Origin of the sequence: Mycoplasmopsis alligatoris A21JP2, assembly GCF_000178375.1 — a bacterium.
Taxonomy (GTDB): domain Bacteria; phylum Bacillota_I; class Bacilli_A; order Mycoplasmatales; family Metamycoplasmataceae; genus Mycoplasmopsis; species Mycoplasmopsis alligatoris.
Map to the genome: position 1 here is coordinate 50,404 of NZ_ADNC01000007.1, position 14,325 is coordinate 64,728.

General features: G+C 26.1%; 12 protein-coding genes. 3 read left to right on the plus strand and 9 right to left on the minus strand.

Annotated features, from left to right (window positions below):
* Positions 1 to 27: 27 nt before the first annotated feature.
* Positions 28 to 789, minus strand: a complete 762-nt coding sequence (locus tag MALL_RS00975) for a class I mannose-6-phosphate isomerase (RefSeq protein WP_005683275.1) — start codon at positions 787 to 789, stop codon at positions 28 to 30.
* A 147-nt stretch (positions 790 to 936) separates the two neighbouring features.
* On the opposite strand from MALL_RS00975, the gene rpmB reads away from it, so the two are divergent.
* The gene (rpmB, locus tag MALL_RS00980) at positions 937 to 1,128 is read left to right on the plus strand and encodes a 50S ribosomal protein L28 (protein ID WP_005683417.1); all 192 of its coding nucleotides are present in this window, start codon (positions 937 to 939) and stop codon (positions 1,126 to 1,128) included.
* Between the two features lie 343 nt (positions 1,129 to 1,471).
* Positions 1,472 to 4,498, plus strand: a complete 3,027-nt coding sequence (locus MALL_RS00985; RefSeq protein ID WP_005683367.1) for a hypothetical protein — start codon at positions 1,472 to 1,474, stop codon at positions 4,496 to 4,498.
* A 49-nt stretch (positions 4,499 to 4,547) separates the two neighbouring features.
* Here the strand turns inward: MALL_RS00985 and MALL_RS04550 are convergent, their stop codons facing one another.
* Genes MALL_RS04550 through MALL_RS01015 form a run of 6 tightly spaced genes read right to left on the minus strand, consistent with a single transcriptional unit; the run spans position 4,548 to position 10,765 of the window.
* On the minus strand, positions 4,548 to 6,266 hold the full coding sequence (locus MALL_RS04550) for a sodium:solute symporter family transporter (RefSeq protein WP_005683302.1): 1,719 nt from the start codon (positions 6,264 to 6,266) through the stop codon (positions 4,548 to 4,550).
* A 14-nt stretch (positions 6,267 to 6,280) separates the two neighbouring features.
* Complete coding sequence (locus MALL_RS00995) at positions 6,281 to 7,816, minus strand: exo-alpha-sialidase (RefSeq protein WP_005683351.1); 1,536 nt, start codon at positions 7,814 to 7,816, stop codon at positions 6,281 to 6,283.
* 1 nt (position 7,817) lies between these two features.
* Positions 7,818 to 8,672 carry an ROK family protein gene (locus MALL_RS01000; RefSeq protein WP_005683277.1) on the minus strand — a complete coding sequence of 285 codons (855 nt, stop codon included), beginning with the start codon at positions 8,670 to 8,672 and terminating at the stop codon, positions 7,818 to 7,820.
* Between the two features lies 1 nt (position 8,673).
* A complete protein-coding gene (locus MALL_RS01005) occupies positions 8,674 to 9,561 on the minus strand; it encodes an N-acetylneuraminate lyase (protein ID WP_005683426.1) in 888 nt (295 codons plus the stop codon).
* 6 nt (positions 9,562 to 9,567) lie between these two features.
* Entirely contained in the window at positions 9,568 to 10,026 is a 459-nt protein-coding gene (locus MALL_RS01010) for a YhcH/YjgK/YiaL family protein (RefSeq protein ID WP_005683312.1), read from the minus strand.
* A 1-nt stretch (position 10,027) separates the two neighbouring features.
* A complete protein-coding gene (locus MALL_RS01015; protein ID WP_005683432.1) occupies positions 10,028 to 10,765 on the minus strand; it encodes an N-acetylmannosamine-6-phosphate 2-epimerase in 738 nt (245 codons plus the stop codon).
* 188 nt (positions 10,766 to 10,953) lie between these two features.
* Between MALL_RS01015 and MALL_RS01020 the strand changes: the two genes are divergently transcribed.
* Positions 10,954 to 11,769 carry a MurR/RpiR family transcriptional regulator gene (locus tag MALL_RS01020; protein ID WP_005683360.1) on the plus strand — a complete coding sequence of 272 codons (816 nt, stop codon included), beginning with the start codon at positions 10,954 to 10,956 and terminating at the stop codon, positions 11,767 to 11,769.
* A gap of 87 nt (positions 11,770 to 11,856) precedes the next feature.
* On the opposite strand, the gene MALL_RS01025 is transcribed toward MALL_RS01020, so the two are convergent.
* The gene (locus MALL_RS01025) at positions 11,857 to 12,843 is read right to left on the minus strand and encodes an NAD(P)-dependent oxidoreductase (RefSeq protein WP_005683327.1); all 987 of its coding nucleotides are present in this window, start codon (positions 12,841 to 12,843) and stop codon (positions 11,857 to 11,859) included.
* A 9-nt stretch (positions 12,844 to 12,852) separates the two neighbouring features.
* Positions 12,853 to 14,073, minus strand: coding sequence for an AEC family transporter (locus tag MALL_RS01030; RefSeq protein WP_005683414.1), 1,221 nt, complete (start codon positions 14,071 to 14,073; stop codon positions 12,853 to 12,855).
* Between the last annotated feature and the right edge of the window lie 252 nt (positions 14,074 to 14,325).

Here is a 14,325-nt window from a genome sequence, read left to right on the forward strand (position 1 = left end):
AAAAATAGATCACACATTTTAGTTGATCTATTTTTTTCTTTGACTTACAAAAGCAATTGCTTTATGATTGATTTTTTGCCCTTTAATAAGTTCTATAGCAAAATATTCATTATTATCATAAACAATAGCTATTCCGTTTTCTGGTGCAAAATTAGTATCTTGCATTAATCAAATTTTATAAAATTGGGTTAAATAAATTAACGACTCACCTTTAATTATAGGTTTAACTTTATAATCTAAGTCTTTTATACATTCAAGTGCTTTATTAGTGTGTAATTCTCTTTTATTACCCTTATCATCTTTTCGATTATAGTCTCAAAAACGATAAGTAATATCACTAGGTTGTTGTACTTCTAGTACCGTGATACAGGCTTTTTTGGTCGTTCCTATCCCATGAACTAAACCAGCTTCAATATTTATAAATTCTCCTATTTTAGGATTTATAATTTTTAAATTATCTTCAATTTTATTTTCTAATAGTAATTCTTTAATATAATTTTTATCATGATTTTTTAAACCAACAATTAACTCTGAATCTTTTTGTGTCTCTAAAATAACTCAACATTCACTTTTACCATTTTTTTGATTCTCAAATTTTTTTGCTAGTAAATCATCTGGATGCACTTGGATAGATAAAGGATCATTAGCTTTAATAATTTTAATTAAAGGTCCGTCTTTAACTACTTGATTAGTTCCTTCATAAAAAGTTGGCGCTTCTTTTAAAGGAGAATAAAGTCACAACTCATAACCTCAAATTTTTTCATGTTTAACTGCAATAATTTTTTTCATATATATATCATATAGAAATAAGTAAAATTAATACCTATTTATCTAATTAGATTATTTAAAATAAAACCTTAAAATATCTATTTCTAAAAAAATTATTTTGTTGTATAATGAATAAGCAATTATTAGCTAATATGAAAGGAGCTCCAAATGTCAAGAGTAGACGTACTAACAGGTAGAGGACCTCAATCAGGAAACAAACGTTCACATGCGTTGAACGCTACCAAAAGAAAATTTAATGTTAACCTACAAAAAATTAAGTTAAACATGGACGGCCAAAGAGTTACTGTAAGAGTAAGCGCTAAAACCATCAAAACACTTAAAACAAAAGGTTTAGTATAATAAAAAAACGTGTTCTGATCAAACATGTTATGCCAAGCAGTGCTTGGTTTTTTTATACTTTTAGTTAAACAAACTTATTTTTTATAATTGAATGAAATATTCAATAAAATAATTAATTTTCCATTTTTTCCACATTCATTTCATAAAAATTTTTAGTTTTTGCTTAAATTATTCACATAAGCAATGTGAAATTGATTCCTTATAGAATAAAGATATATAGATCAAAAGTGATTTAAACGTATTAACTACAAGGCAAAAAAATATATTAAAAACTTTAATTTACATAACCTATAAGTTATTTTTTTATTCACTATTTATATAAAAAATTTATAAGGGAGAGTTTATGAAATTAAAAAAATTAATTTTAATTACATCAGTATTAGGAATTACTTCAGTTGCAAGTACTATTGCTATTTCATGTAATATAACAACTGAAAACAATGAGTTAAGTAAAGAAATAAATAAAATAACAAATTCTGAAAATACTAACAAGGAAATAAGTGAACTAAAAGATAAAAAAGTATCAGATTACTTTAAAAACGTTACTATTTCAAATGATAAATATAAAAATGCTAAAGAGTGAATTGATTCTTTAAATAAAGCTTTAGAAAATAAAAGTGATACACAATTAACTTTTAATAGATCAAAAGAAGAAGATCAAGTAGATATACAGTTTTATGCCAATTCATCTTCTAAAATGAAAGACATCATAAATGTAGAATTTATAAAAAATGCAAATAATGAATTCTCTTTAGCTCTTTTCTACAACTTAAGAGCAACTATTGATCAAACGGAAAAAAATAAAATAAACTTAACAATAGGTATGTATAATTCATTTTCTCAAGAAAATAAAATAACTGAAATGACTGTGTCATACTCATTTATGGAAAAAGTAAATACTGAAAATAGCTTAAATAATTATGAAAAAATAAGTCCTGTTTTAAAGGTAATTAGTTCTTATTTAGAACAAACATCTACACATAAAAATGAAGAAAAAATAAAAAACTTATACAACGAATTAGAAAAAGCAAAACAAGAAGCACAAAAAGTTATTAATGAAAAAATAAACGATCTAACTAAAATAGAAACTGTTATTAAAAACTTAAACGATAAAAAGATAACTTTAGAAAATGCTTTAAAAACAGACAAAACAATGATTACAACAAGTCCTGAGCTAAAAGAATATGAAAAGATAACACCCGTTCTTAAAGCGGTTACTGACTTATTAGAAGCTAATAAATCATCAAAAGAAAAAGAAAAAATTAAAGCTCACTATAATGCATTAGATACTTCTAAAACAAAAGCACAAGAAGCTATAAATAAAAAACTAAATGATAAAGTTAAAGTGCAAGAAATAATAAAAGAATTAAACGATAAGAAACTTGCTTTAGAAAATGCTTTAAAAGTAGATAAACCAACAATTACAACAAATACTGAAGCAAATAAAGAAACTAAAGAATATGAAAAAATAACTCCTATTTTAAGTGGTATAAAAACTTATTTAACTGAAAATGATTCATTAAAAAACGTCGCTGAAATTAAACCATTATTTGATAAATTAAGTGTATCTGTTAAGAAAGCAGAAAAAGCGGTTACTGATAAAATAAAAGATCCTACACAAGTTCAAGCAATTATAAAAGAGTTAAATGATAATAAAAAATTGTTAGAAGTTGAAATTAATAAACACAATTTTAAAGGTTTAATTACGTTGATAAAAAATATTGAATCCAACTATGCTGAATATCAAAAAGATGAATCTATACCTAAAATAAAAAAACTGATTGATGAATTAAAGAGTTTAATACAAAGCGCTAAAGAGTTTATAAATTTAAATAAATTTTCCGAAGAAGTAAAAGCATTACATATTAAAAACATTAATAATAAAAAATTAGAATTAGATAAAAACATTAACGGGTTAGAAAAAGAACTTGATAATTTACTTAATAAAATAAATGAAAAAATAGTTGCTGAAAGAACAAATTTTAATGTAATGCCAAATTCAGCAAACGCAACTGATTTTAAAATAAAAAATGAACACAAGTTAGAAGGATCTACTCTAAAATTATCTCTACATCCTAACAATGCATTTGGAAGATTATCTTTATCTGGTGAAATAAAATATGGAAAACTAAATAAAAAAATTACTGAGTTTCTTACAAAAGATAAATATTCTAGAAACAATTATTTAGAAGCTACATTTGAAAAAAATATGCTTGGGGATTTATACAACATAAAAAATACTACATGAAACTCTCTTTCTAAAGAAATGAAGGATATAGAACTATTTAAAACTAAATTAGATTTATTGTTAGCTCATAATTATGCTCAAGATGAAATATTTATAAAAAATAATAATGTTATTTTGTTCGCTGCTGCGTTTAATTGAACTGAAAAAAAAGATGCTGACATTAAACAAATAATAAAAGAAATTAAATCGGTTGTTGACGACACTAAAAAATCTAAATTAGAATATTTCCAAGAATATAAACGATGAAACTCTATTAGAAAATTTATAAGAATTTTTTCATATGCAAATAATAACAAAACAGGCATGTCAGATAATTCATTAAAATACTATAGAGAAGATAAAACAAAACAATCAACATTAAAGTTTTTTACAGATTTAATTAACAATTATTTCAATGATAAAACAGAATTAGATAAAGGAAAATGAGCTCTTTTTGAATTTTATGGTCCATTTAAAATTTTAGAAATATTTAATTTATTAGAAAAACAATTAACCGAAGATGACAAAAACAAAACATTCAATGCTTTAAATAAATTTGTTGCATCAGTTGCAAAATATAGTAAAAATACTGGTAACTTAAAAGATACATATTTAAATAAACCAATTTACTTACAATATACATTTATTGTAAAAAATTATGTTTCTTTATATACACAAAACATTGAACAAGCAATAATAGATGCTACTGATTACTCACTTTTATTAGAAAACTTTGATACTGAAAAACTTTTTGACTTAAAAAATACAAAAGAATTAGAAAAAGATCTTGAAAAATACAGACAATTTACAAATTTCTTTATAGATCTTTCTAAGATAGAAAACCTATCAGACTTTGGAGTATATAAAAAAGTTAATCTAGAAAAAATTTCTTCATGAGTTGCAACTAAATTTCTCGAAGGTGTTACAATGACCACATTAAATCAAAATAATGGTCAAGAAAAAATGTTACACATTGGTTTATTAAATAGATTTTTACAATTAAATCCAAAATACTCTAAAGTATTTCAAGATTCAATAAAATCAAAAATAATAATAAATCATAAAGAAAATGAATTTACTAATCTATCTAAGATTAAATGAGATTTTATAAAAAATGATTGAAAAACTTTTTTCAACAAATAAACTAAATACAAAAATCAAGCCAGAAGTGACTTGATTTTTTAATGAATTTTTATTCAGCAGACATTTCTAATTTACGAATTAATTCATCGTATCTTAGAATTTCTTTGTCAGCATTTTGTTTTTTCTTAGCTGCTTTTTCAATGGTTTTTTCTAAAGCAATTAATTCTTTAAATTCTGGTGTTAAAGTATGTCATGAAAGATTAGTTATGTTTTTCTTGTTAGGGAAGATAAATGAAGTCAAGTATCCTACTAATAAAGTAACAAAGAATCCAAACACTCCAACTCATCCACTATTGAATTTTACAAATTCCTTTCCTCCAACAAAATCCGGTGTAGAAAAGATTCATATAATTAATCCTACTAAAAATCCTGTAACCATTCCTATTAAGGCTGAAATTCATGATGTACGTTTAGTAAACATACCAAGCATAAATATAGCAGCAGTAGGTGCTCCGAATAATCCAACAACTCCTAAGAAATAGTTAATTATGTCACCTAAATTAGTTAAAGTAAATGCTATTCCACATATAACTCCAAAAGCACCAAATGCACCAATTAAAATTTTTGAAAGTAAGAATAATTTCTTTTCATTATTTGAAAACTTTTTAGCAAATACTTTTACAAAGTCAACAATTATTGAGTTTACTAAACTTGATAGAGATGAAGACATTGTTGATTGAGATGCTGCAAAAACAGCTGAGATAATCAGTCCTGCTATACCAGTAGGTAGTACTGTAAAAATAAAGTAAGGAACTAATTGATTTGTGTGTTTAATAGCTGGATCTATTTGAGTAATTGCCATTCCATCATAGTATGTATATAAGGCTGAACCAGCTCCATAGAATAATAAAATTGTTATAAGAGCTAATCCGGCATTAATTCAAATTGATTTGTTAATGTTAGTTGTTTTTTTAGAAGCTTTGTAACGTTGTACAACATCTTGTCCTCCAACATAGGTATATATAACTTCTATGTATCTTGAAACTAAGATTAAAGGAATTCCAATTCCTACTAATGTTACATGTAAGTCAGAAGCCTTAAGTAACTGTGCGTACTTAATTGATTCTTTTCCATTTGTACCATTTCCTGTTCCAAAAATGTTGTATAAACTAAAAACAATAATTAGAACAATTCCTAATAACAAGATAATTCCTTGAATTGCATCTTGTCATAGAACTCCTCTTTGTCCTCCCAAATAAGTAGTAATAACAACAACTACTCCCATGATAATAACTAAAACTCATGGATCAAGAGGAACAACTAATGATAAGGCATTAGCTGGAATATAAAGAACAATTCCCATTCTAAAAATATGGAATAAAATAAATAAAATTGATGAAAATGCTCTTAATGCATAGTGAAATCTAGCATGTAAATAAGCATAAGCTGTTGATTCTTTCATTCTTCTAAAGAATGGAATAACAAACTTAATTAAGACCGGTGCAAAAATAATGATTGTTAATTGTGAAAAGGCAAATAATCACCCATTATTATATGCATTCGCCGGTAAGGCAATAAATGTTATGGCACTAAGAGTTGTAGCTCAGATTGAAAATCCAATAACTCAAGTAGGAATTTTACTTCCACCAGTAAAATAATCATCACTGTTGGTTTCTTTTGCTTTTTTAGCTGCAATAGAGAATCAAATTCCCATCCCTAAAATTGCAAGAATGTAAGCTGCCATAACAACAAAATCTAAAGCTGTAAAATTTGATTTAGCAATCAGTTTTTTTGAAGCTTCTTTTACAATATTTGCTGTGTCAACCATTGTATCCTTTCTATTTATAAAGTAAGTTCAAATACTTTATATAGTATTTCGCTAGCTAGTCCTTTATCGGTATTAGTATCACTGTTAAATCCAACTCAGTCTAGACCAGCATTTTTTATTTGTGAACATTCGTATAAAAGTGCAAATGTTATTTTTTTATCATTTTTTTCTAAAATAGCAATAGTGCTATATCCAAAAGAATAATTATCTTTATCAACATCAAATTTAGCAAGAGGTTTGTTAAAATCATTAGCATCAAAAACAAATATTTTTCCGTTTTTTCTATCTTTAGTAGTTGGTAAAGATAGTAAAACATAATCAATGTTATTGTGACTAAAAGTGCTTATTCCATGCATAATTTGGCTATTTAAAGGTTCTATTTTATAAAGACTTAAACTCTCATTATTATTTTCTAAAGCACTTCAAGAAATTCCTCCATCTATAGATTGGCTGATACATAGATGATCCTGATTAGGATTTCTTAAAAATGCTAAAATTTTTCCATTACTTAACTCTATTAATTGAGTTTCACTAGTTCAAAATCAATTTTTATTGGTTTTAGAATTGAGGTATGTGCTGTTTGTTCAATTCATTCCATTATCATCTGATGAACTTACAAAAACATGAAAGGGGAATGCATAATTAACCTCATAAAAAGGAAAAATAATTTTATTACTGATATATTTATTGATTTGATTTTGTAAGTATAGACCTTGACCAGGACCTAAAACTAAACAATTCATTTTTGAATTTTTAGTTCTTATTTGAGCTGTAATGTCGTTAATTAATTCTCAACTTAATCCATCATCTTTAGAAACAAATAATTGAATATAAGCCGTTGAATCAATGAAGTATTTTGGTTTTTTATATTCTTTACTTGAATTTTCAAATCCGTCTCAAATTGAGCATATTGGTTTTTTATTATTTAAGTCTTCTAATTTATCTATATTTTCATAAACAGAACCTTTTAATAAAGATGTTTTAGAATTAAAACTTTTGTCAACATATATTTTAGTAGCAACTAAGTTTGACTCGTTGGTATTGTTAAAATTTTTGTCTTTTAGTAAAAAAGCTTGATAAATAAATTTTTGAGTAGTTTCTCTTAAAATATAATTATTGTTATAAAGATCATATAGTTTTAAATATTTGTCCTTTGTGTAACCTAAATCACTGTTGCATAGTGGATTAAGTTCTTTACATAATGGCATCAATCCAGATCCACCAGGAAAAATATCAACTGCTAAATATAAATAATTATTTTTTATATCTTGTACTGTAACACTGTCAATTGCGCTTGCTTTTGCAGTGCTAAATTTTTCTAATTTTAGAATTATTTTTGCTTCTGATCAAGTTCTTCCATTATCAAAACTTTCTCTAATCACTTGATTTATAGATGAATAAGGTGCATCAAGTTGACTATTTAATCGCTGATCTACTATTGCTATTAGCTTACCTGATTTAAGTTTTAATAACGTTGGAATTCGATAAGAATGGGAATTTTGATAATTTGCTTTAAAAAGATTGATATTAAATAATTCTTTTAAATTCATTTTAAACACTTTCCTTTAAGAACAAACATGCTCCTATAAAACCAGAATTATTTAAATTCATAGCTTTTGATATAGTGGTTTTATAAGGAGTGTTAAGTAAATTTTTGTTAAATCTATCTATAAGTAAGTTAAAGATGGATGGATCTAAATGTGATATTCCACCTGAAACAAAGATGTGATTTACATTATAATAAATTGCTAAATTACTTAAAAAATCACCAACTTTATAAAGATAAGATTTAAGAGTTTTTCTTAGTAGTTCATTTTCAAAGTATTTCTTTATAAAGTTATTATCTTTAGTTTCTATTTCAAACTTACTTAAAAGTATTGAATTAAAACGACTAAATGACAAATAAGTATCTAAATTAGTTCTTGCTATTTTTAAATATCCTATCTCGCCACTAAAATGATTTGATTGTTTTGTATCAAATACATTAATTAATCCACAACCAACGCCAGTGCCAAATGTTACAGTTAGGTTTTTTTTGTAAATACCTTTGCTATAGTGATTTTCAGCAATAGCAGCAGCGTTAGCATCGTTTAAAATTGTTAGTTTAACATTGTATTTAGATGCTAAATTAGCAAAATTAGTTCCTTTATAAACTAAAGCTTTTTGATTAGTATAAATAACTTCTTTTTTAGAGCTATCTATTACTCCCATACTTGCTATAGCAACATAATTAAAATTATATTTTTCTTTATTAGAACTAATTATTTTTTCTACATCTGACTTAATTGAGGGTAATTTTGTTTTAAATGAACCTGTATAAATAATTTCTAATGTTTCAAATTTAACAATTGCATATTTAATGTGCGTTCCGCCAATATCAATTGCTAAGATGTTTTTAGAGTTCATTTTATTTACTTAAATATTCCTTTTTAATAAATTTAGCGTATTCTTCAAGTTCTTTTTCGTCAATTTTTCTGAAAGGTAACTTGTTGTATCCAGCTTCAATTCCTTCTAATCTCATAATTGCTTTAAGAGTTTGCATTAATCCTTTTGAAACAACTGCATTAATGTAATCGTTATAAACATGCATTTTTTCTCTTAATTTATCAAATTTAGCAGCATTAAATAAATCAATCATTTCTCTTACTGCTAAAGCATTTACGTTGTATGTTGAACCGATAAATCCTTTTGCTCCAATTAATAATCCACTTGCTAAAGCTTCATCTCATGCAAACATAAATACTTTTTGTTTTCCGTATTTAGCTATAAGCCGTTCAAACATGTAAACATCAGTAGCGCCAAATTTACATCCTACAACATTTTTAATTCTTAATAATTCTCCAAATTGTTCAATTCCTAACTTAGAACCCGCTAATTGTGGTAAGTAGTAAATAAACATTGGTAAAGAGCTAAATTCTGAAATTTTTTGATAATATTGCTTAACTTCTTCAAAACTAAATCCATAATAATATGGCGTGATTGCACTAATTGCATCAAATTCTAGTTTTTCAGCGCATTTTGTCATTACTTCAACTTCGTCAACATTTAATGTTCCAACTTGTGCAATAAGTGTTACTCTTTTTTTATTTGCTTTTGCTACTGTTTTAAAAATTTCACATCTTTCCTGAGCTGATAATAACAAGAATTCACCTGTACTTCCAGTTAAGTAAATACCATCAACCTTTTGTTTTTCAATTAAGTAATTAACAATTTTTTCCAGTGCTCCATGATCTACTTTTCCATTTTTATCAAATGGTGTAACTAGAGCCGGAAAGATACCTTCGTATTTTTTCATATTCTCCTACATTTCTATTTTAATAACTGCTTTAACTATTCTGCCTTTTCCAAGTACCATTTTTGGAGCATGAGGTTCTCCTGGTAAAAAGATGACAAATTCATTTTTTTGAAGATCTAATAGGTTTCTAGGGCGTTCTAATCTTGTTAGAGCCACATCGTTTTCCTTGTCAAATTCTTTGCTTGCAAAATCAGTATTTTCATAATTTTCATAAGCAATGAATTCACCAAATTCATTTGTAATTATATGCAAGTCGGCATATCGTTGATGAACTTCATATAAAGCGTTTGTTTTATTATATGGTTCAATATCTAAAATATACATAAACACTTTTTCACCATCAATTGTGTGTTTTCCTGGTTTAAATTTAGTTACATCATTGTTTTTTAAAAAATCAATTGCTGTAACTAAATTTGGATGAAGTCCTTTATATCTATAAAGATTTTCAATTTTGTCTAATATCACACTACTCCTTTTTGACTACGTCTTTAATAGCATTATAGAATTGCTTAGTAATAAAATCTGGTCTAGTAATAGCACTTCCTACTACAAGAGCATCTGCTCCATGTAAATATGCTTGTTGAGCATCGAGTGGAGTATTAAATCCACCTTCAGCTATAAGTAAGCATTTTTGGGAAGATGCACATAATTTTTTAGCTTCTTTTAAAAACTCATAATTATGCTCTGTATTAGAAATTCCTAATGTTTCATAAGTATAACCTCTAAGAGTAGTACCAATAAAATCAAATCCCAATTTAATGGCATTTTTTATATCATCTAAAGTTGAACAATCAGCCATTAATAATTGATGATCTTTTTTGTTTGCTTGAAAATAAGCAACTATTTGTTCTAATGATTCTTTTGGTCTTTTTCTTAAAGTTGCATCTGTTGCAATAATATGTGCATTTGTATTAATAAGTTCTTCTACTTCTTTAATTGTCGGAGTAATAAAAACATCGTTGTTTTGATAAACTTTTTTAATAATCGCTATTAATGGAACATTTAAATTTGCAACCATATCATTTATGTTGTGCAATTGTGATGTTCTAATCATATCTGCACCATTGTCTATTGCTGCTTCAGCCATTTTTAGCATTATATGCTCACCATATAAGTATTCATGTTCTAAAGCCTGACAAGATACAATAAATGGTTTTTTCTTTTTAAAAATATCAAAAACTTGATTTTTAGAAAATTTTTCCACCGTTACTCCTTCTGTGATTTGATAAGTTTTCCTTATCATTTAAATTATAAATGTAAAATTATTTCTCTTTTTTATCAATAAAAAATAGTTAATGATTTCACAAAAATGTTAAAATAATCTTGTTAAAAAGTGAAATAATTTCTAATTTTATTAAAAAATATCTAAAAATTATTTCACAAGGAGTCAAAATGAAAATTATTTCTAATATTAAACATATAAAATTATCAAAAACTGAACAAAGTATAATCGACTTTTTAGAGGAAAATCCAGAAAAATTTTGTCTTTTATCAATAAATGAATTAGCTGATAATTTTTTTATTTCTATGTCTATTATTTCAAGACTATGTAAAAAATTAAACTTCAAAAATTTTTATGAATTAAAAAGTTATGTTAATAAATGATCTAGTAAATCTGAACTTAACAACTTATTAGTTGAAGATTCAGTAGATAACATAATTCATAATTTAAGAATTTTTAATCACTATGCAATCGAAAAAACTAAAGATAATATCGATAGAAAATTAATAGAAAAAATTACAGAAAACATTGATAAAGCGAGTAAGGTTGTTATTTACGGAATTGGTAGTTCTTATATAGCGGCTTTAGATTTAACTTCTGGTTGCACAATTTTAAATGTCAATGCTATTAGTACAAATTCAATTCATGATTTAGCTCTCTGATTAAACAATACTAATAAAGCAGAAATGTATACAATAATATTTTCTAAGTCAATGGAGTCAAGGGAAAATAAATATATTTATAATTTATTAAATGAAAATGGATATAAAACTTGCTTGATAACACAAAACAGAAATTTTAAGTCAAGTAAAATAAGCGATGTAATTTATTTTGATTCATTGCAACAAATAGAAAGAATTTCAGCATTAAGTAGTCGAATTTCAGAGTTTTTTATTTCAGATATTATTATCAAAACTTTAGCTCTTAAAAGACAAAAACCTCATTCAAAAATTTATGAGTTATTTAAAGATAGCTGAAGAAAATAATTTATTATTCGACTTGTGCATAGACAAATACGAAAAAAGTGAAAAAAATAAAAGCTTTGGTAAATCAAAGCTTTTATTATGTTTTTATTAAATTTTGTTTTTACAGTCGTTTGTTTTTAAATATTCTTCAAGATTTTCATAAGAAATTTCAATCATATTTAAAGCTGCTTCGTCAGTATAAGAACCTACGTGAGGAGTTAAAACGAATCTTGGATAAAAGTCCATTAATTCTTCAATTGTTTTATCTTCATATTTATCTAATTTTTTAAAGAAGTATTTTCCTTCTTCGTTTAAAACATCAGTAGCAATTGCTGCTAGTTTATTTGTTTTTAAGGCTTTAAGCAAGGCTTTTTCGTCTTGAATTTGTCCACGAGCACTATTTACTAAAATAGCACCAGTTTTCATTTTTGAAATAAATTCATCGTTAATCATTTTGTCATTTACACCAGGCATGTAAGGTGTGTGAACTGATATAACATCACTTCTTTTTAATAATTCATCTAATTCAACGAATGTTACAACTTCTTTTGCTTGTTCTGATTGGTATGGATCATAAGCAATTACTTCTTTTGCAAATGCTTTAAACATTTTTGCACAAGCTAAACCAATTTTTCCAACGCTAATAATTCCTACAGTTGAATTTTTAAGTTCTTTTGCAAAACCAAATGCATCAACAGTATAATCTTTATTTCTTCCTTTTTCAGCAAAATGAAGTGTTTTTCTAGATAGTGAATGTGCTAGAGAAAATGCTAATTCTGCAATAGCAGTTGGTGAATAAGATGGAACTCTAGCCATTTTAAATCCAATTTTATGTGCTGCTTCTAAGTCAATATGATTAGTTGCAACTGTTCTAGTTAATAAATATCTAACTCCATAATCTCAAATTGTTTGTAATAATGAAGCATCCAAATTATCATTTGCTCTAACTATTAAACATTCATATCCTTTTACCAATTCAACATTACTAGAGTCTAATCCGTGTGGATAATATTTTAATTCATGTCCGAATTTTGAGTTAACTTTATCAAAGATTGCTTCTTCAACTTGTCTAACTCTAAATGTTACTATTTTCATATTTTTCTCCTATAAAAGCCCAAAGACAACTTCACATAGTACAACTCAAACTGGAATCATAACAACGGCACATAAAGTTGAAATAGCTGAACAACGCGCTGCTAAATTGGCACATTTGTTTTCCCCTAAACAGAATGCTACTGCAACTGTTGCTGGTGGTGTAGCGGCAAATATAACCATGGCTATAGCAATATTTTTTGGCATACTTGGGAATTTAGGATCTGTTGGTAATGAGTTTGTTGCAAGTAAAATTGCAAATACTCCAAAGATTAATGCTGGTAAAGCAATTAATTTTAATAACGAGTAAATTCATGCTCATTTATCGCTAAATGCTTCTTTAAGTTTTGTACCCGCAAGTGTCATACCAATAACTAATCAAATTAATGGTGAACATAATGCACCAAGCACATCTACTGTTTTAAAGATTCAAGGAGCAGTTACTGAGAATTGGAATCAACCAACGTTTTGTTTTGGTCCAAATGAACTAGCTCCTGGAATTAATTGACTTAATCATAATACTAACCCTAATAATGTAGCAATAATAATTGGGTTAACAAATGTTGATTTAAGTGAAGTTTTCATGTTTGCTTTATCAAGTTTAAGTCCTTTAATTTGCATAAAACAAACTGAGTATAAAAAGATTCTATATGGAATATTTCACATATTAGCAGCTAAAAGACCTCCGTCTTTATATAACTGACTAATAATAGGAATTCCAAAGAATGTAGTTGATCCAAAAATAATAAGCATTCATAAAACTAAAGGACGGTGTTTTTTGTCAATTTGTTCTTGACTAAGTCCTGATGCTTGACCTAATAATGAATCTTGAGTTGCGTTTTTTACGCTATTAGGTAATAATTTAGGTAAATATTTTACTCATAACATTGCAATAATTAATAATGAGATATAAAAACCAAAAGCAATTCCTAAAACAATTGCTTGCTGTTGTAAGTCAACAATACTATTTTTAGCCATAAATCCTTTTAAGGCTAATGCTGGCAATCCAACTTTCATAACAACTTGTGTTATTGCAGTTTTTCATTCCATTTTAAATCACTTCATTTTTATTAGTACATAACCTAGTGAAATTATTAAAACACTGGCTAAAATTGCACCTCATAAAGTTTGATTTGATAGAACGCTAACTAGTACGCTTTTTACGTCTGGTTGGCTAGCGCTAACTGCTGGAGTTGGAGCTGCTGATAATTTAACATCAATTGATGAAATCATTTTTACTCCTTAGTGTAGTGTAATTATCTACATTTAAATTTTATCATTTTTCTTTTTTATGCTATGAATAGGCAAAATATGCAAAAAACCACTAAAAATTAAATTTAATCTAAATTTTTATGTTATTTTGGTATTTTTTCCACATTAGTGTGTTTTTTTAAAAAAAATTTAGATTCCAAAAAAATAAAAGTTTCTTTTTTATGATTTTTTAAGTCAATAAAAAAACAAAGTTGTGGCTAGCAACTTTGAATT